Here is a 24,289-nt window from a genome sequence, read left to right as displayed (position 1 = left end):
TGTCAGGCGGAACCAGTGGGACGTTGGGCAGTGGGCGTCGGGACCTGTCACGGCTATCGCGGAGCCATCACGGTCTGCCGCGGATCGCCGTGATACGTGACCATCGCCGCGACTGCCGTTGCGGCGATGGTCGAGAGGCGGTCAGCCAGCAGGTCGCGTGTCTCACTTTGCCCATATTTGTGCTGAAACGGCTATCCATGCTCTTCACACTCTAGCCTATTGTCTGATGGTAAAGATGCAATAGATGGGTTCTACCTGCCTTTGAGAGGAGGTGGAAAGTGAGGTTCCGTGTCGTCTTCTGGCGACAAAATTGCGAAGAAATGTATCCCTGCGGATACATGTCGCAGGGGCAAGGGCAGGAGAGAAGGGGAAGGGGAAGAGACAGGGACAAGAGAATAGACAGGAGAAGGGGCTGATCTGGCGGGTAAGGCGCGAGGCAGCAGGGGCGCCCGCGTTGGCGGGTGTCGGCTCGGCTGCGTCAGATGGCTACCACAGCCAGCTGTCCACCCGAGGCGGCGGCAGCCGCCGGTGTAGCGCGCGCCAGCCGATGATGCAGCGAATCACGAACCAGGCACTGACCAGCAGTGGTGGCAAGGCCAGGCCGATGACCAGAACCGTCAGCACCGCCGCGGCGGCCCCATACACCAGGCCGATCCAGAAGGTTCGAATCAGGTAGTGATAGTGGGCCCGAAGCCACGGCGGGGCATCCTTGCGATACACGTAGGCCACGATCAGCGCGATCAGCAGGGTCAGGAACCCGGTGACCAGGCCCGCCAGGTACATCACGTACAAGGCGTGCCCTACATGGGTGTCGCGGGAGATCGAGTCCTGAGGACGGGTCACTTCATATTCCTCGAACTGTACAGCCGGTGGCGGCGGAAGTCGGGATCGCCGCGCTGCTCTTCCAGGGTCTTGGTGAAGCGCTTGTACTCCCATTGGTACTGGGCGGGTTCGAGCGCGATGACCTCTTCGATGCTGGCATTGACACCGGTACAGGAGGTCGTCTCGTCGGCATCGTAAACTCGCTCGTCGGCGGCCAGGAAGTGCAGGGCAAACCCTCGCCCGGGTAGGCGCAGGGCGACGCCTGTCACCACCCGTGCTTCGGTGCGTCCCACCAGCTTTGGCAGCAGGGTGGCGGTATAGGCCGGGCGTCCGAAGAAGGGAGCAAAGACACCGCTGCCCCAGCTGGGCTCCTGGTCTGGCAGGATGCCGACGGCCTCGCAGCGCTTCAGCGCCTTGAGCAGGGCGGCGACCCCTCTTGGATTGGTCGGCACAAGGCTGGCGCCGCAGCGCTCACGCCCCGCACGGATGATGGGGTCCAACGGTGCCAGCTTGGGCGGCTCGTACATAGCGGTGAAGGGAAAGTGGCTGGACAGCCAGAAGTTGAGCACTTCCCAGTTGCCAAAGTGAGGCGCCAGGATGATTACCCCCTTGCCTTCGGCGCGGGCGTCATCCAGCAAGGCCCGGCCATGCACCTCGACGATGCTGTCAGCCACGCGCTGCGGGTCGCCTTGCCAGGAGAAGCCGAGCTCGAGCATGGTGGCGGTCGAGTGCGTGAGGCTGTCGCGAGCCAGCGATTCCCGCTGCTGCGGGCTGGCGTCGGGGTAGACGACCTCCAGATTCAGCCGAGTGACCGCGCGTTCGCGCTTGAGCAAGGGGTACGCCAGGCTGACGAGAACGCGGCTCAGCCGCCACAGTGAGGCGGGCGAGCAGTGCGACAGGAGGGTCCACAGGCGAGCGACGGCAAAGGCCTGCAGACGTTGTTGCCAGGGGAGTTGCATGATCAGATCAGCCAGCTTTCCAGGTTGTCCGGGGCACGCTTTTCCTGCAGGGCCTTGAAACCCTTTACACAGCGGACGATCAACCATACTGCCAGCGCCAGCAGCAGCGGCAGCCCGATCAGGACGAAGGTCAGCAGGGAAGCGACGACCGCATAGACCAGTCCGATCCAGAAGGTGCGGATCTGGTAGCGATAATGCTGGTCCAGCCAGGCGGGGCCCTTGCCCTTGTAGACATAGGCGATGACCACGCCGATCACGGCGGTGAAGCCGGTGACCAGGTTGGCCAGCAGCAAGGCGTAGCCGACCAGGGCGATGGTGGTGTCGGCTCCGGAGCCCTCCGGCTCGGGGGGCGTGACGTGGGGAGGCTGGGGCTCGAGGTCGCGCTGGCTCATCCGTGTTCCTTTCTGTGCATGTAAAACGGCTTCGCTATGATACCCAGCCTGTGCCGCAATGCCATGATGAACGGGGGAGATTCGTCGCTGGATCTTACTCCTTCCTCGGCCTCATCCCGCTCTAGACCTCTCCGTGCTCCTGGGGTTCTCGCAGTGGGCGGCAGATCTCCAGCAGGTTGCCGTCGGGGTCTCTCAGGTAGAGCGACTCGATCTTGCCGGTGGCGCCCTGGCGAGTCACCGGACCGAGCTCGATATCGACCGACAGTGCCTCCAGGTGTTGCTGGACGTCAGCAAGGGGGAGCTGGCTCTTGAAACAGATATCGAGGCTGCCGGGCGTCGGTGTGGCGGCGCGCGGGTGGACGTCGGTCGCGGTCCAGTGCAGGCGCAAGGCCAGCTCGCCCAGCATCAGGTCGACACGTTCACGGTCTCGGTAGCGGACATCGAGTCCAAGCACGCGCGTGTAGAAGTCAACGGCGCGGGAAATATCGGTCACGGTGATGACCAGGTGATCAAGACCTGACAGCATGCCTTTCTCCACAAGTGAATCAAGCCTCAGAGAATACGACGATGCCGAGCTGTCCGCTATGCACAAACCCGACGACCCAGCATTTTCATTGGGACGGACAGCGCGACTACTTCCGCTGTCCGCGCTGTGACCTGATTGCCGTGCCGCCGGCTCAGCGTCTGGCGCCATCCGCGGAGAAAGCGATCTACGACCAGCACGACAACCGCCCCGACGATCCCGGCTATCGGCGTTTCCTGGGACGGCTGTTCGGTCCCTTGAGCGAACGATTGCCTGCCGGGGCAAGTGGGCTGGATTTTGGCGCTGGCCCTGGCCCCACGCTGTCACTGATGTTCGAAGAGGCCGGCTTTTCGATGCGGATTCACGATCCTTACTACCACCCCTTCCCGCAGTGGGCAGAGGGGGAGTACGACTTCATCACGGCCACCGAGGTCGCTGAACATCTGTACGCCCCCGGTGAGGTACTGGCCAGTCTGGTGCAACGCCTGCGTCCCGGTGGCTGGCTGGGGTTGATGACCAAGCGCACACCGGATGACTTTGCCGGCTGGCACTATATCCGCGACCCTACCCATGTGGTGTTCTTCAGTGACGCGAGCTTTCGCTGGTTGGCCAAGCGATTGGGCGTCACGCTGGAACTGGTGGGCTCGGATGTCGCGTTGCTGCAGCGGCCAGCGCGCTGACATGGCTGTAATTTGTGCTTTGTCAACAAGGCGTTGCAGGAGCTCTGCAAAAGCGGCTCGAAAGCCGTTGACAGACGGACAAACGGGGGTATATTCGCCGCCCAAGAGTCGTCAATAACGCACCGCGACGGACGGACTCGATATGCCAACACTCACCCGCCGTCGTCGTCCGCGTCGTCCGCATCGCTGGAGCCCAGACCTGTCATGTCTCCTCAGCTTCTGGCCATGGCTCTGCCCCCTGTTCTGGGGCTGTTCATCCTTGGTATCGGCAATGGTTTTCTGTCGTCGCTGATTACCCTGCGGCTCGATGCTGCCGGGGAATCCCCAGTCGTGGTCGGCTGGGTGTCTGCCGCCTATTACATTGGCCTTGGGCTGGGGGCGCTGTTCAACGATCGCCTGCTGCTGGCCATTGGCCATATCCGCGCCTACGGCAGCTTTGCCTCGTTGGTCGCCGTGACCGTGCTGCTGCAAGGCTTGATGCTGGACCCGGTGGCCTGGTTCGGCTTACGTCTGATCGGTGGCTGGGCCACGGTGGGTGTCTTCCTGGTCATTGAAAGCTGGTTGCTGGCGTCCGGTGACTCCCAGGTTCGCGGTCGCCTGCTGGCGCTTTACATGATCGCGCTTTACGGCTCTGGCGTGCTCGGGCAGCTATTGCTTGGCGTGACCCAGAACCTGGGGGACACCGCACCGTTCATGGTGGTGGGGGCGCTCGCTTCACTGTCGGTGCTGCCGATGGCGATGATTCCCCGCGTGACCCCGCTTCTGGACAAGATCGAACCCCTATCGCCGTTCCGGCTGATGGTGTTGACGCCGACAGGGGTCGTGGGGGCGTTTGGCTCTGGCATGCTGGCCGCTGCCGTCTATTCGCTGCTGCCGCTATACCTTCAGCGCAACGGTTTTGGCGTGGCGGATGTTGGCCAGCTGATGGCGGCCACGGTGCTGGGCGCCATGTTGCTGCAGTACCCGGTCGGACGCTGGTCTGATCGTCATGACCGGCAGACTGTGCTGATTCTTATCGGGATCTTCTGTCTGGCGATCTCGCTGACGGTGCTGTTGGTGCCGTTGCCTTCCTGGGGGCTCGCGGCGCTGCTGTTCCTGCTCGGGGGTGGGGTATTCTCGCTGTATCCGGTGTCCGTCGGTCACTCCGCTGACCGCGCCCCGGCCGGTGCCCTGGTGCCGATGAGCCAGGGACTGCTGCTGATCAGCGCGCTGGGCTCGTCGGTGAGTCCGCCTCTGATCAGTCCGGTCATGGCTGCGCTTGGCGACACGGCGCTGTTCATGTCCTTTGGTGCCTTGGGAGCTGCCCTGGTGCTGTTCTTCGCCTGGCGTCGTCTGGTGCGTCCTGCTCCGGTGCCTGTGGTGCCGTTCTCTGCGGCCACCCCGCTGTCCTCGGTGGGCGCGGAGCTGGTGGTCACCGACGAGTGGGTGCAAGGCGCCAAGGAGCACGAGCACATGGAAGACTTGTCAGACGTGGTGCCTGACGTGGATGTGGCCGAGCCTATCGTCGGGCCCCCGGTCGAAGAGGGACAGTACGTGGCCTACTTTGACGACGCCGGCTTCCACGACGGGGTGCTGCATCATCACGAGGCCACCGAGGCTATCGATGAAGACGAGTCCGAAGCGGTCAAGGACACGGCGGGGCCGGAAGCAACGTCCAGCGATCCGTCCACCGGCCATCCAACGACGTCAGGTTCTGCCTGCGGCAAGGCCAGCGGCACCTGACGTTCGGCGCCTGCGCTTGCGTGGGTGTCATCCGCCGCCCTTCGTTTCCCTCTCAGCTATGTGAAAGACCGCGGGGGTGAAAGACCGCGGGGGTGAAACGCGCCGGGGGGAGAGACGGCGCGGGGGTGGTCATTGTTCGAACAGCAGCTTGAACAGGGCGCGCCGCACTGCCGGCGTGGCCTGCTGGCGCGCATAGGCGAGCAGCAGGTCGTGGTGGTTGGGGTGGCGGGCGTTGCGGACCAGAATCTTGCGAGCTTGCTGAACAGGGGTGGTAGTCATGGGCGTTCCTCCGGGGACAAGGCCCACTGTGGGCCTTGGCATGGGAGGTAGTCGTCGCGAGGGACCTATCCTTGACGTTGCGCCCTGTGCCGCAACGCTAACAGGGCGGACAGGGCCCGCCACAGCGCCCCTGCGGCGGATGATGAGTGATCAGTCGCTGTTCCCGTCGGCTGTCCTGTCCAGCTGTGCACGCCAATCCATGATGCGCTTGAAGCGCTCTTCCTGGCCGTAGTCAGACGGCTGATAGAATGCCTGAACGGGTAGCTCCTCCGGCCAGCAGTCGTGCTGGCTGCCCGCTGGGTATCCGTTGGGTTCATTGTGGGCATAGCGGTAGCCGTCGCCATGGCCGAGGGACGCCATCAGTTTGGTCGGTGCGTTACGCAGGTAGGTGGGCACCTCCAGGCGTGGTTGTGACGCGACGAATGCCTGCGCCTTTTTCCAGGCCTGGTCGATGGCGTTGCTCTTGGGCGCCACCGCCAGGTGGATCGCGGCATGGGCGATAGCGCGCTGTCCCTCGTAGTCCCCCAGGCGCAGATAGGCGTCCCACGCCGCCATCACCAGGGGCAGGCAGCGCGGATCGGCATTGCCGACGTCCTCCGAGGCAATCGCGGCCAGTCGGCGCACCACATCAAGAGGGTCACCACCGCCCTGAATGAACCTCGCCATGTACAGCAGGGCAGCATCTGGACGGGAAGATCGCACGGACTTGTGGATGGCCGACAACAGGTCATAGTAGGCATCTCCCTGCTTGTCGAAGGCGCTCGCCGTGTGGCCGATAACGTCGTCGAGCACCCCGGCCTCAAGCCGTTCTCCCTGGCCCTGGGGCGCGCTGAAGGGAACGGTGAAATCGCAGGCGGTCTCGAGCAGGCCCAGGGCGCGGCGTGCGTCGCCCGCGGCGGCCCTGGCCAGGGTGGCCAGTACCTCATCGTCGACCTGGATGTTGCGCTGGCCAAGGCCTCGCTGTGTATCCCTCAGCGCTCGGCGCATCACCTGGATCAGGGCGTCGTCATCCAGGGCCTTGAGCACATGGACTCGCGCTCTGGACAGCAGCGCCGAATTGACCTCGAAGGACGGATTCTCCGTGGTGGCGCCAATCAGCGTCAGCAGGCCTGATTCCACGTGGGGCAGCAAGGCATCCTGCTGGCTCTTGTTGAGGCGGTGAATCTCATCCAGAAACAGCACCGTGGTCTGGCCTTGTCCCTGGGCCGCCCGGGCCCGCTCGACGACCTCGCGAATGTCCTTGACCCCAGCCATCACCGCAGACAGGTGTTCCAGGCGTGACTGGGAGGCGTGGGCCAGGATGTCTGCCAGGGTGGTCTTGCCGACCCCCGGGGGGCCCCACAGGATCATCGAGCGAATTTGTCCGGCTTCCACCATGCGTCGCAGAGGCTTGCCCGGGCCCACCAGCGATGGCTGTCCCAGGTAGTCGTCGAGGGTTCTCGGGCGCATGCGCCAGGCCAGCGGCGCTGCGTCTTCCTGGTGGGCCTGTTGAAACATGTCCATCGCCGACTCCTGCTCAAATGGAAAAATGCGCCAGAGGTTAATGCTTAGGCGGATTGTAAGAAATCGTTCATTACTTATGTGGTGGAATTCGTCGGGCAGAAACGTGATTATGCGTCTAGGGTGATACATTCCGGTGTGTGATCGATCCGGAACCTGATCCGAGAAGGCCAGTCTAAGCTAGGGTGCCTTCAGCTCACGCTGACCACAGGAGGTTTCCGTCATGCCCATGCTAAAGCAACTGCGACGGGATCACGCCAACATGGCGCGCATACTGCACGTCCTGCAACTCAAGCAAAAGACCCTCGCTCAGGGAGAGCGGCCCAATTTCCAGCTTGTCAGGGAGGTGGTCGATTACATTCTCGACTACATGGCAGGCTTCACGCTGCCGCTGGAACAGATCTGTACCGATCGCCTCAGGGAGGTGGCGCCAGCCAGCGAAGACATCGCCGAGCGCCTCTCCGGAGACTACCGCAAGCTCAAGGCAAGGCTCTCCCGCCTGTCTCGCGACATCGACATGATTCTGATGGACGTCGCTGTTCCCATGGACCAGTTCTCCAGCGACCTGCGCGACTACCTCGACAGCCACCGGACCTACCTGCGCCAGGAACGGGAAGAGCTGTTTCCGCTGATCAGCGAGCACTTCTCTGACGAGGACCTCGAACGGCTGGCGCATGCCTTGCCGGAACACGCCACCTCTGAGCTCGAGAGGCTGCAGGGGGCCTACCCGGAACTCTACGCAGAGCTCAGGGAAGAACCCATGCCGGCCTGACGGTCGATGCGCCCGCAACCTTCCATCTGACACGTCACTCCAGGGTAAATGGCGGTAACGGCGGTGGCGCTTGACTCGCGCTGCTGCTGACTCCGCTGCATCCTCTCGGGTAGAATGGCGCCATGATGATCATGGCGCCATATCCTGTGTCTGCTCCCGTTCAATATCTTCTTCGTCGCCGTACCAAGGGCCCATCGTCGCCGAGGATGGGCCTTCGTGTGATCGTTGATGGCGTGGGGGACTGATGGCGGGTCCTGTACTGGTTTTCGACTCAGGGGTTGGCGGGCTGTCGGTGGTTCGGTCGCTGCGCCAGCACCTGCCCGAGACAGCAATGGCGTATTGCTGTGACAACGCCATGATGCCCTATGGCATCCGCCCTGATGACTGGCTGGTCCAGCGTATCGTTGCGGTGTGTGCTGCCGCCGTCGACGCGACCTCTGCAGATACCCTGGTGGTGGCCTGCAATACCGCCAGCACGCTGGCGCTCAACGAGCTTCGTGAACGTCTTGCGCTGCCCGTGGTGGGTACCGTACCCGCCATCAAGCCTGCCGCTTTGGCATCACGCAGCGGCTGTCTGGCGTTGTTGGCCACCAGTGCGACGGTATCAAGGCCGTACACGCAGCGACTGATCGATAGCTACGCCCCTCATTGTCGGGTAAAGAAGGTCGCCGCTGATGCGCTGGTGACCCAGGCTGAGCACCAGCTGGCAGGGCGAGCGGTGGATCTTGAGGTGGTGCGTCACGCCCTGGCGCCGCTGATCGACGATCCGCTGGTGGATACGGTCGTGCTCGGCTGTACCCATTTTCCCCTGCTGTTGCCTTGGCTGGACGAGGTCATGCCGCGAGCCATCACCTGGATCGACTCGGGGGACGCCATTGCCCGGCGCACGGTTCAAGTGATGCAGCAACCCGATGCGCGCCAGGGAGCGCAGTGCGCCTGGCTGACGGCATCGTCGCCGGCGCTGGAGCCTGGGCTGTCGCGCTTTGGTTTCGACGCGGTTCGCCAGCTGCCGACGGTGTAAAGCGTCTGCCTGACGTGGAGCCTGTGCGTGCCAGCCTTGAGGCTGTCCGGCGGGGTCGGGCAGCGCTGGGCCGGGTTGCGCTGGGCCGGGTTGCGCTGGGTCGGATAAAGCAGAGCCGGACATCCAATGTCGTCTTGATGTCGCCCTGATGCCGTCTTGATGTCGCCTTGGTCGCTGCTCGTTCTGGCAGTTCTTGATGAGAGCGCTTTATGACAGCGCTTTATGACAGCTCGTTTTGACGGTTCTTGCTGACAGCGCTTGCTGCCGACGCTGTCTGTCTACCCTGTTTTTCTCTGGTTTCTCTACTATCCAATGTTTGTTGCGGAGTCATTGTGGCCATACCTGTTGTTGACCCTGAACGCTATACCGAACAGCTAGACGCCAAGCGCGAGCGCCTGGAAGCTCAGTTTGCCCGCTTCTCGCCGCCGGCCCTCGAGGTCTATCCGTCACCGCCGAGCCACTATCGCCAACGCTGCGAGTTCAGGGTGTGGCACGAAGGGGATGATCTCTACTATGTGATGTTCGAGGTCAATCCCGACGATCCTTCTGACAAGGCGCTGGTGCGTATGGATCAGTTCGCCGTGGCCAGCGAGCGGATCAACGCCCTGATGCCAGCCCTGCTGGATGCCATACGCGACAACCCGGTGATGCGGCGCAAGCTGTTTCAGGTTGAGTTTCTCTCGACGCTGGCGGGGGAAACCTTGGTCAGCCTGATCTACCACCGCCCGCTGGAGGACGACTGGGAGGCGGATGCGCGCGCGCTGGAGCAGGCGCTTGGAGTGATGATCATCGGCCGATCGCGCAAGCAGCGTATTGTGCTGACGCGCGATCACGTGTGGGAGCGTCTGGAGGTGGATGGCCGTACCCTGCACTACCAGCAGGTCGAAAACAGCTTCACCCAGCCCAATGCACAGATCTGCTCCGCCATGCTGAGCTGGGCCCGCGATGTCACCGCCGGGAGCCAGCACAGTGACCTGGTAGAGCTCTATTGCGGCAATGGCAACTTCACCATCGCGCTGGCCGAGAACTTCCGTCGGGTCCTCGCCACCGAGATTTCGCGCACATCAGTGGCCAGTGCCAAGGTCAATCTGGAGGCCAACCAGGTGACCAACGCCGTCGTCGCCCGGATGTCCGCCGAGGATTTCTCGGCTGCGCTGAAAGGGGACAAGGGCGGACGACGTGTCGACGAAATGGCCCTGGACGGCTATGACTTCTCGACAGTGCTGGTCGATCCCCCGCGGGCCGGCCTGGACGCCGACAGCTGCGCACAGCTGAGCGAGTATCAGCGTATCGTCTATATTTCCTGCAACCCTGACACCCTGGCCGACAATCTTGAACAGCTGACCCAGACCCATGATGTGGTGAGGTTTGCTCTGTTTGACCAGTTTCCTTTCACCCATCATTGTGAATGTGGCGTACTGCTGGAGCGCCGCTAGCACCAAGGCGCAAGCTGAGGCCGCTGTCAAGACCGATGCGCAACCGTCATGCTCCATGAGAAGGCGGGCATCTGGATGGGGGAGAGGAAGGGATTGCCGTAAGCTTGGCGACCATGCACTACGCTCGTCATAACCGTTCAACTGGCCACAGTGAAGTGGCCGCCGCCAACCGAGGTGAGGATGTTACACGTCGCACAGGATGACAGTCGCGAAGATCTGCTGAAGCAGCTCGAGGAAAGGCTCGAGGGGCGACTCGATCAGGACAAGGCCGGCCAGGTGAGTAACTTCGCTCGTCACTTCTACTCCACGATTCCGCTGGAAGATCTGACCGAGCGTCGCCTGGACGATCTCTACGGCGCCACTCTCTCGGTATGGCACTTCCTGCAGCAGTTTGATCCTGCCTCGCCCAAGGTCAAGGTGATGAACCCTGACTTCGAGGAGCACGGCTGGCAATCGACCCACACCTTCGTGGCCGTGTTGCATAAGGACATGCCGTTTCTGGTGGATTCCGTGCGTATCGAGCTGAATCGCCGTGGCATGACGGTGCATGCGATCCACAACTCGGTGCTGTCGGTGGCCCGGGACGAGCAGCACCGGGTGGTGCGCCTGGCGTCTCCGCGTGACAAGGACGCACCGGAGCAGCGCGAGTCGCTGATCGCCATCGAGGTCGACCGCCACTCCGATCCCGCCGAGCTGGCCGCCATCGAGCAGAGCCTGCAGGAAGTATTGCAGGAAGTCCGCACTGCCGTGGCGGATTTCGAGCCGATGCGTGCGCGCATCCGCGAAGCCATCGATGAGCTGAACACCTGCTGCCCCGGACCGGTGAACAAGGACGACCACGCCGAGGCGGTGGCCTTCCTGGAGTGGATGCTGGACGACAACTTTACCTTCCTGGGCTATGACGAATTCAGCGTCGATGGGTCCAATGGGGGGCAGAGTCTCAATCAAGTGGACGGCAGCGAACTAGGACTGTTCCGCCTGTCCGAGGCGCAGTATCGCCAGCGTATCCGCACCGACCAGGGGGTCGAGGGGGATCGTTACGTCCTGGTTCCGCAGCTGCTGTCCTTTGCCAAGAGCGCATTTCATGCGCGGGTGCACCGTCCGACCTACCCGGACTACGTCACCATCGATCGCTACGACGACCAGGGTAACGTGATCGGCGAGCGCCGCTTCCTTGGCCTGTTCACGTCCGGGGTGTACAACGACTCTCCGCGCCACATTCCGATCCTTCGGCGTAAGCTCAAGGCGGTCATGGACATTGCCGGCTTCAACCCCAAGGGCCATAACGGCAAGCAGCTGACGCAGATTCTGGAGGTCTATCCGCGCGATGACCTGTTCCAGATCGACACCGACGAGCTGGCGCAGACGGCACTGGGCATTCTCGACATCCGCGAGCGTCGCCGCGTGCGTCTGTTCATTCGCGAGGATCGCTTCGGCCAGTTCTACTCCTGCCTGGTGTTTGTGCCTCGTGATGTGTTCTCCACCGAGCTGCGACTGCGGCTGCAGCGGGTGCTGTGCGAAGAACTCGACGCTACCTTCGGTGACTTCAATACGTACCTGTCCGAGTCGGTGCTGGCACGTATCCAGTTCATCCTGCGCTTTAACGGAGAGGCGCCAAGCGACTACGACATCAAGGCGCTCGAAGAGAAGCTGGCTCGACTGGCCCGCAACTGGCGTGATGATCTGCTCAATGCGGCCATCGATGGATACGGCGAGGAACAGGCCAATCATCTGCTGGCCCGCTTCCGTGACGCTTTCCAGGCGGGTTACCAGGACGATTTCAGCGCCCGCACCGCGGTCTATGACCTGCAGCACATCGGCGAGCTCGACAACGGCAAGCCGCTGGCACTGTCGCTGTATCGGCTGATCGAAGAAGAGGGCAGCGGCGTCAATCTCAAGCTGTTCCACAAGGGCAGCCAGATTCCGCTGTCCGACGTGCTGCCGATGATGGAAAACCTTGGCCTGCGAGTGATCGGTGAGCGACCCTACGAGGTCGAAGCCGTGGATGCGAGCTACTGGATCCATGACTTCGATCTGGAGCATCACACGGCCACCGAGGTCAATCTGCAGGAGATGCGCAAGCCGTTTGTCGAGGCTTTCCAGCGTATCTGGGCCGGTGAGGCGGACAATGATCGCTTCAACCGCTTGATCATTGGTGCCAATCTGGATTGGCGCGAGGTCGCGATGCTGCGCTCCTATGCGCGCTACCTCAAGCAGATTCGCTTCGGCATCTCTCAGAATTTCATCGCCAATACGCTGGTCGCGCATCCGCACATCACCCGCGAGCTGGTGACCCTGTTCGAACTGCGCTTTGACCCAGAGGATCGTCCTGACGAAGGCGAGGTCGAGGCATGCGTCGAGCGCATCAACACCCTGCTCGACGATGTGGCCAGCCTCAACGACGATCGTCTGCTGCGCCGCTATGTAGAGCTGATCATGGCGACGCTACGGACCAACTATTACCAGAAGACCGACGAGGGCGGCTTCAAGGATTACCTGGCCTTCAAGCTGGAGCCGTCCAAGGTGACGGGCATGCCCAAGCCGCGCCCGATGTTCGAGATCTTCGTGTGTTCACCCAGGGTCGAAGGGGTCCACCTGCGTGGTGGCAAGGTGGCCCGCGGCGGTCTGCGCTGGTCCGATCGCCACGAGGACTTCCGCACCGAAGTGCTGGGGCTGGTCAAGGCGCAGCAGGTCAAGAACTCGGTGATCGTGCCGGTCGGTGCCAAGGGCGGCTTTGTCTGCAAGCGCATGCCCGAGGGGGCCGATCGTGAAACGGTGCAGAAGGAAGGCATTGCCTGCTATCAGACCTTCATTCGCGCCTTGTTGGACGTGACCGACAACTTGGTCGGCGGCGAGGTGGTGCCGCCCCAGAACGTGGTGCGCCATGATGACGCCGACCCCTACCTGGTCGTGGCGGCGGACAAGGGCACGGCAACCTTCTCTGATATCGCCAACGAGATTTCCCTGGAGTACGGCCATTGGCTGGGCGATGCCTTCGCCTCCGGAGGTGCCAACGGCTATGACCACAAGAAGATGGGGATCACCGCCAAGGGGGCCTGGGAGTCGGTCAAGCGTCACTTCCGCGGTCTTGGGGTCGACACCCAGTCCGACGAATTCAGTGTCGTCGGTATCGGCGACATGGCGGGCGACGTGTTCGGCAATGGCATGCTGTTGTCCGAGACCATTCGTCTGGTCGGGGCCTTCAACCATCTGCATATCTTCGTCGATCCGACGCCGGACGCCGCGTCCAGCTTCAAGGAGCGCAAGCGTCTGTTCGAGCTGCCTCGCTCCAGCTGGCAGGACTACGACGAGAGCCTGATCTCCGAGGGCGGTGGCATCTTCTCCCGTGCGGCCAAGTCCATCAGCATCACGCCGCAGATGAAAGACGCCTTCGGTATTAACGAGGACAAGCTGGCACCCAATGACTTGATTCAGGCCATGCTGCGCTCCCGCGTCGACCTGATCTGGAACGGCGGCATTGGTACCTACGTCAAGGCCAGTACCGAAACCGATGCCGAGGTCGGTGACAAGGCCAACGACGTGCTGCGCATCAATGGCAATGAGCTCAACTGCAAGGTAGTGGGCGAGGGCGGTAACCTTGGCCTGACCCAGCGTGGGCGCATGGAAGCTGCCACTCAGGGTGTGCGGGTCAACACCGACTTCATCGACAACGCGGGCGGGGTCAACTGTTCCGATCACGAGGTCAACATCAAGATCCTGATCGATGAAGTGGTGGCCAACGGCGACATGACCGAGAAGCAGCGTAATCAGCTGCTGGCGGACATGACCGAGGAAGTCAGTGAGCTGGTGCTGACCGACAACTATCGTCAGACCCAGGCGCTGGATCTCTCCGAGCGTCTGTCGCTGCAGGGCATCGGTCCCTATCGTCGCTTCATCAGCGAGCTCGAAGCCGCAGGTCAGATCGACCGTGAGCTGGAGTTCCTGCCGTCCGACGAAGAACTTCAGGAGCGGGCCGCCAACGATCAAGGCATGGTGTTGCCGGAGCTGTCGGTGCTGATCTCTTACGCCAAGAGCACCCTCAAGGGCGATTTGATCGCCTCGGACGTGCCTGACGACGAAGTGATTGCGCAGCATGCCGCGCGGGCCTTCCCCCAGAGTCTGGTGGAGCGCTACCGTGACCAGGTGTTCAGCCACCGCCTCAAGCGTGAAATTGTCGCGACCCAGCTGGCCAACGATCTGGTCGACCATATGGGCATCGTGTTCACGCGCCGGTTGATCGACTCCACCGGGATGGGACGTGCCGATATTGCCCGTGCCTACGTGATTGCCCGAGACAGCTTCCAGTTGCCGAAGCTGTGGGAACAGATCGAGGCGCTGGACAACAAGGTGTCCACGGACATCCAGTACAGCATGATGCTGGACCTGATGCGGATGATCCGCCGGGCGTCACGCTGGTTCCTGCGTAACCGTTCTGGCCAGTCTGCTGCGGATTGCATCGAGTACTTTGCACCGCGCATCGCTCAGCTGCAGGAGAACATCGGCAAGCGCCTGCGCGGTGAAGACCTCGAGGCCTGGCAGGCGCGTCGTGATGAACTGGTCGCCGCAGGAGTGCCTGAGGCCCTGGCATCGACCGTCGCCGCCACCGATAGCCTGTACACGGCGCTGGGTATTATCCAGACCGCGCGCCAGGTCAACGAGAAGCCGCAGAAAGTGGCCGAGGTCTGCTACGAGATCGGGGCTCGCCTGGAACTTCCCTGGATGATCCAGCAGGTGACCGCTCTGCCGGTGAAGGATGGCTGGCAGTCCAAGGCCCGCGAGACCTTCCGCGACGATATCGAGCGTCAGCAGATGGCCTTGACCGCCAGCGTGTTGACCATGGAAAGCGGTGCGCGTGATACCGCCGGGCGTGTCGAGCAGTGGCTCAAGCATCATGAGTCGATGCACAAGCGCTGGTGTCGTCTGATCAACGAGGTCGAGAGTGGCGCCCAGGGAGGCTTCCCGCTGTTCGCCGTGGCTGTGCGCGAACTGGTCGACCTGGCAGAGAGCAACAGCGAGGTGTAACCGCCATCACCCGTGCGCCGTCGAGGGCATCACACTGATGTCCTCACTGCCGCTGCCTGTTGGCAGTCGTTATGGTAGACGGCTGATGGTAGACAGCTGATGGTAGACAACAAGAAGGGCGCCCCTCGGGGCGCCCTTCTTTAGTCATGGCCGTTGCTGGAATGCTGATATCAGCGGCAGCTGATGCTCCAGATCGCCTTGAACTCGGCACTATCGTCGTTCAGCGCGGCCAGGTTGGTGTCCTCGCTGACGGTGCCGCCTTCGACCATGGCCTCAGCGCGTTCGCGCTTCTCGGCGCTGGTGTTGGGACCCAGCACTTGCTGCTCTTCAATGATGAACTCATCACGATCCTGGGCCTCGCACTGCTCCAGTGCGCGTTCCTTGGCCTCTTCCAGCGCCTCCTGACGATCATCGCCGAGTCCGGTGACGATGTAGTCGGTGCTCTGTTTTTCCATTGACGCGCTATCGCTGGCACAGCCAGCCAGGCCTACCAGAGAAGCGGCGCCCAGCACGAGCATCATGGAGCGGGTCTTGGTCATCATGCGGTCTCTCCTTTTTCCGTTCGGGACAGTGCAGACCGGCGCAATATCCGTGCGCCTTGGTGACCATGCTAACGAATACAGCAATCAGCACAAGAGTAGAGAGATTGCGACGCCATATGTCGCTTAAAGGAGACAGATGCCTGCCGCGGGTAACGAGGCGGTGCCAGGCATGAATTCGCGGTGGGCGATACAGAGCTGAGGCCATCACCGGCCATCACCGGCAGAGAGGGGGCCGCGTGCCCCACCAAGCCAGCCATGGCTTGGTGGGGCGATGGGGGTTAGAGCAGGAAGATGGTCGCCAGACCCAGGAATGACATGAAGCCGATGACATCCGTGACCGTGGTCAGGATGACCGAGCCCGACAGGGCCGGGTCGATGTTCATGCGCTTGAGAATCAGCGGAATCACGATGCCGCAGACGCCGGCAGCCAGCATGTTGATCACCAGGGCGGCGGCGATGATGGCGCCAATGGCCATGCTCTTGAACCAGAGGACCGCCAGTACGGCGACCACCAGCGCCCACACCACGCCGTTGAGCAAGGCGATGCCGACTTCCTTTCTGAGCAGCCAGTTGCTGTTGGTCTTGCTGATCTGTCCCAGAGCCAGACCACGGATGGCCAGTGTCAGAGTCTGACTGCCGGCGATGCCGCCCATGCTGGCGACGATGGGCATCAGCACCGCCAGCGCCACCACCTTCTCCAGCGCATCTTCGAACTGCCCGATGACCCACGCCGCCAGGAAAGCCGTCAGCAGGTTGATGCCCAGCCACACGGCACGGCGTTTGGCGCTGGGCAACACCGGGGCGAAGAGGTCTTCCTCTTCATCCAGGCCGGCCATGTTCATCAGCGCCTGTTCGGAGTTTTCCTGGATGACGTCGACGATGTCGTCGATGACGATACGGCCGAGCAACATCCCATCGTTGTCCACCACGGGTGCCGACGTCAGGTCGTGGGTCTGGAACAGGGTGGCGACGTCGCGGGCTTTCATATCCCCCTGGATGACGTCGACGTCGGCGTCCATCAGCTCGACCACCGACGTTTCCTGGTCGTGGGAGACCAGTCGGGCCAATGGCAAGACCCCAACGAAGTGGCCGATCCTATCCACCACCATCAGGTTGTCGGTGTTGTCCGGAATCGACTCCTTCCAGCGCAGGAAGCGCTGTACGGTTTCCAGCGTCACGTCCGAGCGTACCCCAATGGCGTCGGTGCGCATCAGGCGACCGGCGCTGTCTTCCTCGAACGACAGCGTCTCCTGCAGGCGTGTGCGCTGCATTTCGTCCATGGTACGCAGCATGTCCTCGGCCACCTGCTTGGGCAGGTCCTCGAACAGCTCGGCCAGGTCAGCGGTGTCCAGTGAGGCGGTGGCCGCCACGATTTCCTCTGGATCCATGTCCTCGATGAGGGTGCTGCGGACCTCATCGTGAACGTGCAGCAGTACTTCGCCATCGTCCTCTGATGGCACCTGTTCCCACAGCTTTATGCGCTCGCTCAGCGGCAGCGACTCAAGCAGCAGAGCTACCTCGGCAGGTTCGAGATCCTCTAGGACATCGGAGACTTCCTGCGAGTTTTCATCTTCCAGGGCCAGGTGGATGCGCGACAGCTGGCTTTCAAAGGTCTCGGTCACTTCTGTCATGGTCCCTCCCGGCATATGTTGCTGACTGACAAGGCAACGTTCGTGTCCTACGTTGATTGGGCAGAAGTCCTTTGCCACCAACGTGTGAATCAGGACACCAGTAGACCACAACTGTTTGCAAAGAAAAGGAGTTGCACATGGCCGGATCGAGCGAGGGCTATCATGAGCCGGTGGAAGAGCTGACGGCTCAGACCCGTGATTACCATCGCGCCATCGTGTCGCTGATGGAGGAACTGGAGGCGGTAGACTGGTACAACCAGCGTGTAGATGCCTGCAAGGACGACGATCTACGCAAGATCCTCGAACATAACCGCGATGAGGAGAAGGAACACGCTGCCATGACCCTGGAGTGGCTGCGTCGCAAGGATCCCGTCATGGACAAGTATCTGCGCGAGTTTCTGTTTACTGACGGCGATATCGGCCATTGAACGAGCGTTGATTGCCCCGGGGAGGAAAGCTCGCTGGGGCAAAATTCATGACCCTTGATGCAGGGCGTCGTCGTGAAGGCGTGGCTGCGCTATACTCGCGCCCGGCCGCACGCCCTCGTCTTTTTCTCGTTCCGGAGATGTCATGTACGATCTCGCCCGCTCTCTGCTGTTTCGCCTCGACCCTGAACGGGCTCATGACCTCTCGCTTACGTCACTGGACTGGGCGGCGCGGGTCAAGGCCACGCGATGGATGGCGGGAGCGCCGGTAGATGACCCGACCACCGTGATGGGGCTGACCTTTCCCAACCGTATTGGTCTGGCGGCCGGGTTGGACAAGAATGCTGACCACCTCGATGCGCTTGGGGCGCTGGGCTTTGGTTTCGTGGAAGTAGGCACCGTGACGCCGCGAGCGCAGTCCGGTAACCCCAAGCCGAGGCTGTTCCGGCTGCCGGAGCGCGGCGCGATCATCAATCGCATGGGCTTCAATAACCACGGTGTCGACCATCTGGTGGAGCGGGTCAAGGCCAGCCGCTATCGCGGCGTCATCGGCATCAATATCGGCAAGAACCTGACCACGGCGGTGGAAGACGCTGAGGCCGACTATCTTTACTGCCTCGAGCGAGTCCACGATCACGCCGACTATGTGGCAGTGAACATTTCGTCCCCCAATACGCCGGGATTGCGCAACCTGCAGTTCGGTGACCACCTGGACCGCCTGCTGGCCAGTCTGCGAGAAGCGGGAACACGCCTGGACGAGCGTAGCGGGCGCCGGGTGCCGCTGGCCGTCAAGATTGCGCCGGACATGGATGAGGATGAGGTGCGTCTGGTGGCTGGCGCGCTGGCCAGCAACGGTATCGATGCGGTCATTGCGACCAACACCACGGTATCGCGTGAGGCGGTGGCGGGGCTTGAACATGCCGACGAGCAAGGTGGCCTGTCAGGATGTCCGGTGCTGGATGCGTCCAACCGCGTCATTGCTCAGCTACGCGAGGCGTTGCCGCAGCTGCCCATCATCGGTGTCGGTGGTGTGGACAGCGGCCAGGCGGCGGTGTCCAAGCGGCAGGCTGGCGCGGATCTGGTGCAGCTCTATTCCGGCTTTATCTATCGTGGCCCGGCGCTGGTCCGTGAAACGGCGAGGGCGTTGGCGTCCAGCCGCTAGCGGAGCATCGCCAGGCAGGTTGTCTGGCGGGGCCGCGGGCCAGAGCGTGGCGATGTTGCTGAAACAAGTGCTGCAGAATGTGGCAGCAAAAAGCCCATGGCACTGACGGCCATGGGCTTACGGGGTCTTTCCCTTACCTCAACAGTACAGCGTTATCAGAGCACCATGGGGTTCTTGTGAATGCCGGACACTCCTGTCATGCCCGACCACTGGTCCCCACGACCTTCACGCCAACCGCTCATCCAGTACTCCCGTAGATTGATGTCCTGGCTGGGGCAATCATCTCGGGATCTACCCGAGAGGCCTGCCTTATAGCCGTGTACATAGGCGCGCTGGAAGCGATCACGTTTCTGTCGTTTCATGGGTCTACCTCGTGACAAAGGTACCAATCCGACCCGCTCCCGCCGTACATTGGGGAAGAGCGTGGAACGGGCCCGTGATGCCCAAGCCTTGCGATGTGCGTTCTAGCGTGAGAAGCACGAAATGAAGGCTTGTTGACAGGATCACATGTGTCGTATCTCGTAGCTACCATTTCATTGATAGCGTAAGCCACGAGCCGTTGTCGACGTTTGTTTTGTAACAACCTGTTCATCCAGCGGTCATTGAACGATTAGCCAAAAAATGACTCGCAGGATCATCATCACAGTAGGAGAAGCAAGTGCCTGAGAAGTTAGACCTTCTGGCGACCTGTCCACGCGGCATCGAGCAGTTGCTGGCCACTGAGCTTGCGACATTCGGTCTCGCCCCTGGTAAGTCCACCGTGGCGGGAGTCAACGCCGAGGGTGACCTCGAGGGTGCCTATCGAGCGTGTCTGTGGTCGCGTCTGGCCAATCGGGTCATCCTCTGCGTGGCTCGCGTCGAGGGGGTGGAAACTCCCGATTCCCTGCGCGACGCGGCAGCGGCCATTGACTGGCAGCGCCATGTCCGTCCCGGGGCGACCATCGCGGTGGACTTCCACGGTCGCAGCGAGCAGATCCGCCATACCCGTTTCGGTGCGCAGACGGTCAAGGATGGGGTGGTGGACCGCCTGACCGCCTCGGGCCAGGCGCGCCCCGATGTGGATACTCGCCAACCCGACGTGCGTCTATACGCGCACCTTCACCGGGGGCGCCTGGTGCTGGGGATCGACCTGTCCGGCGATAGTCTGCATCGTCGCGGCTATCGTCGTGACACGGGCCATGCTCCGCTCAAGGAGAACCTGGCGGCGGCCCTGCTGGTACGTGCCGGCTGGCCTGAGTTGGCCAAGCAGGGCGCGCCCCTGATCGACCCCATGTGCGGTTCGGGGACGCTGCTGATCGAAGCGGCGCTGATGGCGGCGGACATGGCTCCCAACCTGTCTCGTGAGCGTTTCGGTTTCCATCGCTGGGCCGGGCACGACCGAGCTCTGTGGCAGGAGGTGCTGCGAGAGGCCCAGGCGAGAGCAAGCTTTGGGCGCAAGCGCGCGCAGTCGTCGATCTTCGGCTTTGACCAGAGCCCGCCCGCCCTGACGGCCGCCAAGACCAACGCCATGCGAGCCGGCATTCCGGCACTGATTCACCTGGATGGTGCCAGCGTGCAGCGCCTGTCACGTCCGCGGGTACTCGACCCTGAGCTGCCTGGACTGGTGATCAGCAACCCCCCTTATGGTGAGCGAATCGGCGAGCTGCCGGAACTGGTCAGGCTGTACTCGGATCTTGGTGTGCGCCTCAAGGCGGAATTTTCCGGCTGGCGGCTGGCGCTGTTCACCGGCAACCCTGATCTGGGACACCGCTTGGGAATGCGTGCCCACAAGCAGTATGCGCTGCGCAATGGGCCGTTGGACGCCAAGCTGCTGCTGATCGACATTGGCCAGCGTCGTGAGGGCGATGCATCTGCATCAGCGGAAGGGCTGACAGACAAGGCGACGGAGGCGAGGCCTGCGTCATCCTTCGACGATGCTGCGCACAACCCCCAGGGCAGTGCCAGCGCCGAGCCTAAAGGCTCGCAGCCGCAGCCAGGGCAGGGGTCAGAACACCCCAGTGCAGAGCGTGACTCCCGTCGAGAGACAGGCGAGGCCGACAGCCCGACACAGCCGGCTCGTAGTTCAGGCGCGCAGATGTTCGCCAACCGTCTGGAGAAGAACCAGAAGAAACTGCGCAAGTGGCTCAAGCGAAGCGGTGAGCGTTGCTATCGCTTGTACGATGCCGACATGCCCGAGTACGCCCTGGCCATCGATGTCTACGGTGACCATGTGCATGTACAGGAGTATGCGCCGCCCAAGTCGATCGATGCCTCCCAGGCTCAGCGTCGGCTCTATGATGCCCTTGGCGTGATACCCGATGTGCTTGGCGTGGAGCCCGGCAAGGTCGTGGTCAAGCAGCGCCAGCGCCAGCAGGGCAAGTCACAGTACGAGAAGCAAGGCCGCAGCGGGCAGCGTTTTCAGGTGAGCGAGGGGCAGGCGAGTTTCTGGGTCAACCTGCGTGACTACCTGGATACCGGTCTGTTCCTGGATCATCGTCCGGTACGTCGGATGCTCGGGGAAATGGCCGCGGGCAAGCGCTTCCTCAACCTGTTTTGCTATACCGCGACGGCGACGGTGCAGGCGGCACTCGGCAGTGGCAAGGAGGGTCAAGCCGGTGCCAGCGACAGTGTCAGTGTCGACATGTCCAACACCTACCTGGAGTGGGCCCGGGACAACTTCGCGCTCAACCGCCTCGACCCGTCACGCCACCGGGTCGTGCGTGACGACTGCCTGCGCTGGCTGGAGACGGCCAAGGGCGAATTTGATCTGATCTTCATGGATCCGCCGACCTTCTCGAACTCCAAGAAGATGGACGACACGCTGGATATCCAGCGTGACCATCCCCGCTTGGTCGAGCTGGCGATGGCGCGACTGGCCCCAGAGGGCACTCTGGTGTTCTCCAACAACCAGCGCCGGTTCAAGATGGATGAGGCGTTGGAGCAGCGTTTCGAGATCAAGGACATCTCGCGCCAGACGTTTGATCCGGACTTCAGCCGGCGCCCCGACCTTCACCACTGCTTCTTGATTCGCCATCGGGCATCGTGATGGGGCGCTGGGTGATGATCACCACGCTGGGTTGCCACCTGTGCGAGCAGATGGCAGCGCTGGTCAAGACGCTGTCGGTGGAGGACATTGCCATCGACAGCGTCGAGATCAGCGACGATGAGGCGCTGCTGGAGCGCTTTGCCGAGCGCATCCCTGTGTTGATCGACGAGACGCGCCCCGATGATGTGCTGGAGGGGCGTGTCGACGCCGACAGCGTGGCTCGTTGGCTGGATGCTCGCGGTCTGCTTGATCACAGCGCGTGGCGGGCGCTGGTCCAGCAGACTGAAGCGGGTGAGGCAGACCATGTCGTCGGCGCAAGGCTGGTACGGGGTAGGCGGGTATTCGGCGGTCGCTGACCAAGGTCAGCGCCGACTGGCCAGGACGGCGGCTAGCTCCTGGCGGTAAGCCTGCGGGTGATCGTCCTGATGCTCGGGAAAGCGGCCCAGGGCAACGGCCAGGCTGAAGAAGCCGGGTCCAGGCAGGTGAGGGGGCTGGCGGCTGACCACCAGAGTGGCCAGCAAGGGGCGGCCCGCTGCCACGTCTTCGTGGATGGTGACTTCCAGCGCCTCGGCAACCCGGCGAATGGTCCGGGGTGGCATCAGCCCCAGTGCCTCGGCAGCCTGCTGGTAGGTCAGCGGTAGCTGGTGGGTCTCAGTGGTCTCCAGCAGTGCTCGCAAACGTGCTGCCAGCGCGTCGCTGGTGGTGGAGGCGTCAGCTGCCGGCATGTCAGTTGGCGTCCAGCAGCGACAGTTGACCGACGGCCTCACGCCCTTCAGGACTGTGGTCATCGGCTTCCAGGACCTTGCTGAAACCGCGCGAGGTCAGGATGGTCTTTTCGTCTTCCAGCCACATCATGGCCTGGGCATAGTCATCGGCCAACTGATGCTTGAGCCCGCCGAACTGGGTGCCGATCTGCCCCCAGGCACGGCTGAAGATCCAGTCGCCGAACATGTCCTGATGCACATGCACAAGGACATAGTCATGGTCGGTTTCCCAGCGGACGATCACGGCGACTCCCGTCTATCAGCAGTGGTCGGCACCTGAGGGCCTCAAGCACCGTCTTTTTTCGGTTAAGATGGCCATTGTAAGCCCTTGAGGCTCATCCACAAATAGCCCGATCTTGGGTCGGGCTGTCGATTGCCCTGCCGCCAGGAACCGTTCATGAAGATTGTCGTCGACGCCAACGTGCCCGCTGCCGATGCTTGTTTTGGCCCGCTGGGAGAGGTGGTGCGCGTACCGGGACGCGAGATCAATGCCCATCACCTGGCTGATGCCAGCGCGCTGGTGATTCGTTCCATTACCCAAGTGGATGAGGCGCTGATCAACCAGGCGCGGTCGCTGGGATCGCCCTTGTCCTTCGTTGGCAGCTGCACCATCGGCACCGATCACGTCAGTCTCGCAGCCCTGGCGTCGAGTGGAATAGCCTTTGCCAGCGCGCCTGGCTGCAATGCCGAGCCAGTGGTGGATTATGTGCTGTCCGCTCTGGCCTTGGCCTGCGAGCGACGGGCCGAGTCGCTGCTCGATAAACGGGTGGGCATCCTGGGTGTCGGTAACGTGGGGGGGCGTCTGGCGGCGCGTCTGGCCGCCATGGGAGTGGCCCACGAGCTGTGCGATCCTCCCCGGGCAGACCGAGAAGGTCAGCAAGGGTTTGTCGACCTGGATACGCTGATCGAGCGCTGTGATGTGCTTTGCCTGCATACCCCGCTGGTCAAGGAGGGGGCCCACGCCACCCGACACCTGCTGGACGCAGGGCGCATCGAGGCCTTGAAACCAGGCAGCCTACTGCTCAACGCCGGGCGCGGTGACTGCGTCGATGGGCAGGCGCTGAGCGCGAGGCTCGAGCGCGACAACGATATGACGGCCCTGCTGGATGTGTGGGAGCGGGAGCCGGCCATCGATCTGACGCTGGCTCACCAGGTAATGCTGGGCACTCCTCATATTGCAGGGCACAGCCTGGAGGGCAAGCTGCGTGGCACTCACCAGATCTATCAGGCCTTGGTCAAACACCTTGGTGTGGATGAGGCCGTCACGCTACAGGAGCTGTTGCCTTCTCCCGCGTTGGCGCGCATGACCTGGCAGCGAGCGCTGCCGGTCGAGGAGGTGCTGCGCGCCTGCATGCGCGCGGTGTATGAGCCCAGACGCGACCATGACCGGCTGGCCCAGGCCCTCGCCACCAGCTCGCCGGCTCAGGGGTTCGACCAGTGCCGCGCCAGCTATCCGCTGCGCCGCGAGTTCTCGACCCTGAGCGTCGAGTTGACGGGCGAAGCACAGGGTATGGCCAAGGTGCTGGCAGGCGCAGGCTTTCGCGTAGTGTCAGGCTGAGGAGGCAAGGCAAGCCGGGAGGCCATGGCCTTTGAGCACCCGTGGTCGGGAGCC

22 protein-coding genes are annotated in these 24,289 nt (G+C 62.6%); 11 read left to right on the top strand and 11 right to left on the bottom strand.

Annotated features, from left to right (window positions below):
• Positions 1 to 486: 486 nt before the first annotated feature.
• From JF545_RS13210 to JF545_RS13195, 4 genes are all read right to left on the bottom strand, one after another.
• On the bottom strand, positions 487 to 843 hold the full coding sequence (locus tag JF545_RS13210; protein ID WP_224851791.1) for a DUF4870 family protein: 357 nt from the start codon (positions 841 to 843) through the stop codon (positions 487 to 489).
• A complete protein-coding gene (locus tag JF545_RS13205; protein WP_206942763.1) occupies positions 840 to 1,781 on the bottom strand; it encodes a lysophospholipid acyltransferase family protein in 942 nt (313 codons plus the stop codon). The genes JF545_RS13210 and JF545_RS13205 overlap by 4 nt, the downstream gene beginning before the upstream one ends.
• 2 nt (positions 1,782 to 1,783) lie before the next feature.
• Entirely contained in the window at positions 1,784 to 2,173 is a 390-nt protein-coding gene (locus JF545_RS13200; RefSeq protein ID WP_206942761.1) for a DUF4870 family protein, read from the bottom strand.
• Between the two features lie 121 nt (positions 2,174 to 2,294).
• The gene (locus JF545_RS13195) at positions 2,295 to 2,699 is read right to left on the bottom strand and encodes a VOC family protein (protein WP_206942759.1); all 405 of its coding nucleotides are present in this window, start codon (positions 2,697 to 2,699) and stop codon (positions 2,295 to 2,297) included.
• A 41-nt stretch (positions 2,700 to 2,740) separates the two neighbouring features.
• Here JF545_RS13195 and JF545_RS13190 point away from each other — a divergent pair, with 41 nt between their 5' ends.
• Positions 2,741 to 3,376 carry a class I SAM-dependent methyltransferase gene (locus JF545_RS13190; RefSeq protein WP_206942757.1) on the top strand — a complete coding sequence of 212 codons (636 nt, stop codon included), beginning with the start codon at positions 2,741 to 2,743 and terminating at the stop codon, positions 3,374 to 3,376.
• A 204-nt stretch (positions 3,377 to 3,580) separates the two neighbouring features.
• Entirely contained in the window at positions 3,581 to 5,098 is a 1,518-nt protein-coding gene (locus JF545_RS13185; protein WP_206942755.1) for an MFS transporter, read from the top strand.
• Positions 5,099 to 5,227: 129 nt separating this feature from the next.
• Here the strand turns inward: JF545_RS13185 and JF545_RS13180 are convergent, their stop codons facing one another.
• Both JF545_RS13180 and JF545_RS13175 read right to left on the bottom strand, forming a co-directional pair.
• Positions 5,228 to 5,377, bottom strand: coding sequence for a hypothetical protein (locus JF545_RS13180; protein ID WP_206942753.1), 150 nt, complete (start codon positions 5,375 to 5,377; stop codon positions 5,228 to 5,230).
• A gap of 150 nt (positions 5,378 to 5,527) precedes the next feature.
• Positions 5,528 to 6,880: a replication-associated recombination protein A gene (locus JF545_RS13175; protein ID WP_206942751.1), complete on the bottom strand. Its 1,353-nt coding sequence runs from the start codon at positions 6,878 to 6,880 to the stop codon at positions 5,528 to 5,530.
• A gap of 226 nt (positions 6,881 to 7,106) precedes the next feature.
• On the opposite strand from JF545_RS13175, the gene JF545_RS13170 reads away from it, so the two are divergent.
• From JF545_RS13170 to JF545_RS13155, 4 genes are all read left to right on the top strand, one after another.
• Positions 7,107 to 7,649, top strand: a complete 543-nt coding sequence (locus JF545_RS13170; RefSeq protein WP_206943167.1) for a hemerythrin domain-containing protein — start codon at positions 7,107 to 7,109, stop codon at positions 7,647 to 7,649.
• 244 nt (positions 7,650 to 7,893) lie between these two features.
• The gene (murI, locus tag JF545_RS13165; protein ID WP_206942750.1) at positions 7,894 to 8,670 is read left to right on the top strand and encodes a glutamate racemase; all 777 of its coding nucleotides are present in this window, start codon (positions 7,894 to 7,896) and stop codon (positions 8,668 to 8,670) included.
• A 332-nt stretch (positions 8,671 to 9,002) separates the two neighbouring features.
• Entirely contained in the window at positions 9,003 to 10,106 is a 1,104-nt protein-coding gene (trmA, locus tag JF545_RS13160; protein WP_206942748.1) for a tRNA (uridine(54)-C5)-methyltransferase TrmA, read from the top strand.
• 180 nt (positions 10,107 to 10,286) lie between these two features.
• Positions 10,287 to 15,128: an NAD-glutamate dehydrogenase gene (locus tag JF545_RS13155; RefSeq protein ID WP_206942746.1), complete on the top strand. Its 4,842-nt coding sequence runs from the start codon at positions 10,287 to 10,289 to the stop codon at positions 15,126 to 15,128.
• 170 nt (positions 15,129 to 15,298) lie between these two features.
• Here JF545_RS13155 and JF545_RS13150 read toward each other — a convergent pair whose 3' ends face one another.
• Both JF545_RS13150 and mgtE read right to left on the bottom strand, forming a co-directional pair.
• Positions 15,299 to 15,670 (bottom strand): hypothetical protein, encoded by a 372-nt coding sequence (locus JF545_RS13150; protein WP_206942744.1) that lies wholly within the window; start codon positions 15,668 to 15,670, stop codon positions 15,299 to 15,301.
• A 278-nt stretch (positions 15,671 to 15,948) separates the two neighbouring features.
• On the bottom strand, positions 15,949 to 17,301 hold the full coding sequence (gene mgtE, locus JF545_RS13145) for a magnesium transporter (protein WP_206942742.1): 1,353 nt from the start codon (positions 17,299 to 17,301) through the stop codon (positions 15,949 to 15,951).
• A 137-nt stretch (positions 17,302 to 17,438) separates the two neighbouring features.
• Here mgtE and JF545_RS13140 point away from each other — a divergent pair, with 137 nt between their 5' ends.
• On the top strand, positions 17,439 to 17,729 hold the full coding sequence (locus tag JF545_RS13140) for an encapsulin-associated ferritin-like protein (RefSeq protein ID WP_206942740.1): 291 nt from the start codon (positions 17,439 to 17,441) through the stop codon (positions 17,727 to 17,729).
• 142 nt (positions 17,730 to 17,871) lie between these two features.
• A complete protein-coding gene (locus JF545_RS13135) occupies positions 17,872 to 18,888 on the top strand; it encodes a quinone-dependent dihydroorotate dehydrogenase (RefSeq protein ID WP_206942738.1) in 1,017 nt (338 codons plus the stop codon).
• Positions 18,889 to 19,043: 155 nt separating this feature from the next.
• Here JF545_RS13135 and rmf read toward each other — a convergent pair whose 3' ends face one another.
• A complete protein-coding gene (gene rmf, locus JF545_RS13130) occupies positions 19,044 to 19,250 on the bottom strand; it encodes a ribosome modulation factor (RefSeq protein WP_045994893.1) in 207 nt (68 codons plus the stop codon).
• A gap of 296 nt (positions 19,251 to 19,546) precedes the next feature.
• Between rmf and rlmKL the strand changes: the two genes are divergently transcribed.
• Together rlmKL and JF545_RS13120 are read left to right on the top strand one after the other, a co-directional pair.
• Positions 19,547 to 21,913: a bifunctional 23S rRNA (guanine(2069)-N(7))-methyltransferase RlmK/23S rRNA (guanine(2445)-N(2))-methyltransferase RlmL gene (gene rlmKL, locus JF545_RS13125; RefSeq protein WP_206942736.1), complete on the top strand. Its 2,367-nt coding sequence runs from the start codon at positions 19,547 to 19,549 to the stop codon at positions 21,911 to 21,913.
• A gap of 14 nt (positions 21,914 to 21,927) precedes the next feature.
• The gene (locus JF545_RS13120; RefSeq protein ID WP_206942734.1) at positions 21,928 to 22,269 is read left to right on the top strand and encodes a glutaredoxin family protein; all 342 of its coding nucleotides are present in this window, start codon (positions 21,928 to 21,930) and stop codon (positions 22,267 to 22,269) included.
• A gap of 6 nt (positions 22,270 to 22,275) precedes the next feature.
• Here JF545_RS13120 and JF545_RS13115 read toward each other — a convergent pair whose 3' ends face one another.
• The gene (locus tag JF545_RS13115; protein ID WP_206942732.1) at positions 22,276 to 22,638 is read right to left on the bottom strand and encodes a hypothetical protein; all 363 of its coding nucleotides are present in this window, start codon (positions 22,636 to 22,638) and stop codon (positions 22,276 to 22,278) included.
• A 1-nt stretch (position 22,639) separates the two neighbouring features.
• Positions 22,640 to 22,921 (bottom strand): hypothetical protein, encoded by a 282-nt coding sequence (locus tag JF545_RS13110; RefSeq protein ID WP_206942730.1) that lies wholly within the window; start codon positions 22,919 to 22,921, stop codon positions 22,640 to 22,642.
• A gap of 153 nt (positions 22,922 to 23,074) precedes the next feature.
• On the opposite strand from JF545_RS13110, the gene pdxB reads away from it, so the two are divergent.
• Positions 23,075 to 24,235, top strand: a complete 1,161-nt coding sequence (pdxB, locus tag JF545_RS13105) for a 4-phosphoerythronate dehydrogenase PdxB (RefSeq protein ID WP_206942728.1) — start codon at positions 23,075 to 23,077, stop codon at positions 24,233 to 24,235.
• Positions 24,236 to 24,289 lie beyond the last annotated feature (54 nt).

This window comes from Halomonas litopenaei (assembly GCF_017303055.1).
Lineage (GTDB): Bacteria > Pseudomonadota > Gammaproteobacteria > Pseudomonadales > Halomonadaceae > Halomonas > Halomonas litopenaei_A.
Note: the sequence above shows the minus strand (reverse complement) of the source record. Positions and strands in the feature narration are given on the sequence as shown.

Bases quoted from the DNA above. Each gene is read 5' to 3' on its own strand.
- murI (WP_206942750.1), top strand. From the start codon at position 7,894: ATGGCGGGTCCTGTACTGGTTTTCGACTCAGGGGTTGGCGGGCTGTCG.
- JF545_RS13170 (WP_206943167.1), top strand. From the start codon at position 7,107: ATGCTAAAGCAACTGCGACGGGATCACGCCAACATGGCGCGCATACTG.
- JF545_RS13180 (WP_206942753.1), bottom strand. From the start codon at position 5,377: ATGACTACCACCCCTGTTCAGCAAGCTCGCAAGATTCTGGTCCGCAAC.
- JF545_RS13175 (WP_206942751.1), bottom strand. From the start codon at position 6,880: ATGGACATGTTTCAACAGGCCCACCAGGAAGACGCAGCGCCGCTGGCC.
- pdxB (WP_206942728.1), top strand. From the start codon at position 23,075: ATGAAGATTGTCGTCGACGCCAACGTGCCCGCTGCCGATGCTTGTTTT.
- JF545_RS13155 (WP_206942746.1), top strand. From the start codon at position 10,287: ATGTTACACGTCGCACAGGATGACAGTCGCGAAGATCTGCTGAAGCAG.
- JF545_RS13205 (WP_206942763.1), bottom strand. From the start codon at position 1,781: ATGCAACTCCCCTGGCAACAACGTCTGCAGGCCTTTGCCGTCGCTCGC.
- rmf (WP_045994893.1), bottom strand. From the start codon at position 19,250: ATGAAACGACAGAAACGTGATCGCTTCCAGCGCGCCTATGTACACGGC.
- JF545_RS13200 (WP_206942761.1), bottom strand. From the start codon at position 2,173: ATGAGCCAGCGCGACCTCGAGCCCCAGCCTCCCCACGTCACGCCCCCC.
- JF545_RS13150 (WP_206942744.1), bottom strand. From the start codon at position 15,670: ATGATGACCAAGACCCGCTCCATGATGCTCGTGCTGGGCGCCGCTTCT.
- JF545_RS13190 (WP_206942757.1), top strand. From the start codon at position 2,741: ATGCCGAGCTGTCCGCTATGCACAAACCCGACGACCCAGCATTTTCAT.
- JF545_RS13135 (WP_206942738.1), top strand. From the start codon at position 17,872: ATGTACGATCTCGCCCGCTCTCTGCTGTTTCGCCTCGACCCTGAACGG.
- JF545_RS13185 (WP_206942755.1), top strand. From the start codon at position 3,581: ATGTCTCCTCAGCTTCTGGCCATGGCTCTGCCCCCTGTTCTGGGGCTG.
- JF545_RS13195 (WP_206942759.1), bottom strand. From the start codon at position 2,699: ATGCTGTCAGGTCTTGATCACCTGGTCATCACCGTGACCGATATTTCC.
- JF545_RS13115 (WP_206942732.1), bottom strand. From the start codon at position 22,638: ATGCCGGCAGCTGACGCCTCCACCACCAGCGACGCGCTGGCAGCACGT.
- JF545_RS13120 (WP_206942734.1), top strand. From the start codon at position 21,928: ATGATCACCACGCTGGGTTGCCACCTGTGCGAGCAGATGGCAGCGCTG.
- mgtE (WP_206942742.1), bottom strand. From the start codon at position 17,301: ATGACAGAAGTGACCGAGACCTTTGAAAGCCAGCTGTCGCGCATCCAC.
- JF545_RS13140 (WP_206942740.1), top strand. From the start codon at position 17,439: ATGGCCGGATCGAGCGAGGGCTATCATGAGCCGGTGGAAGAGCTGACG.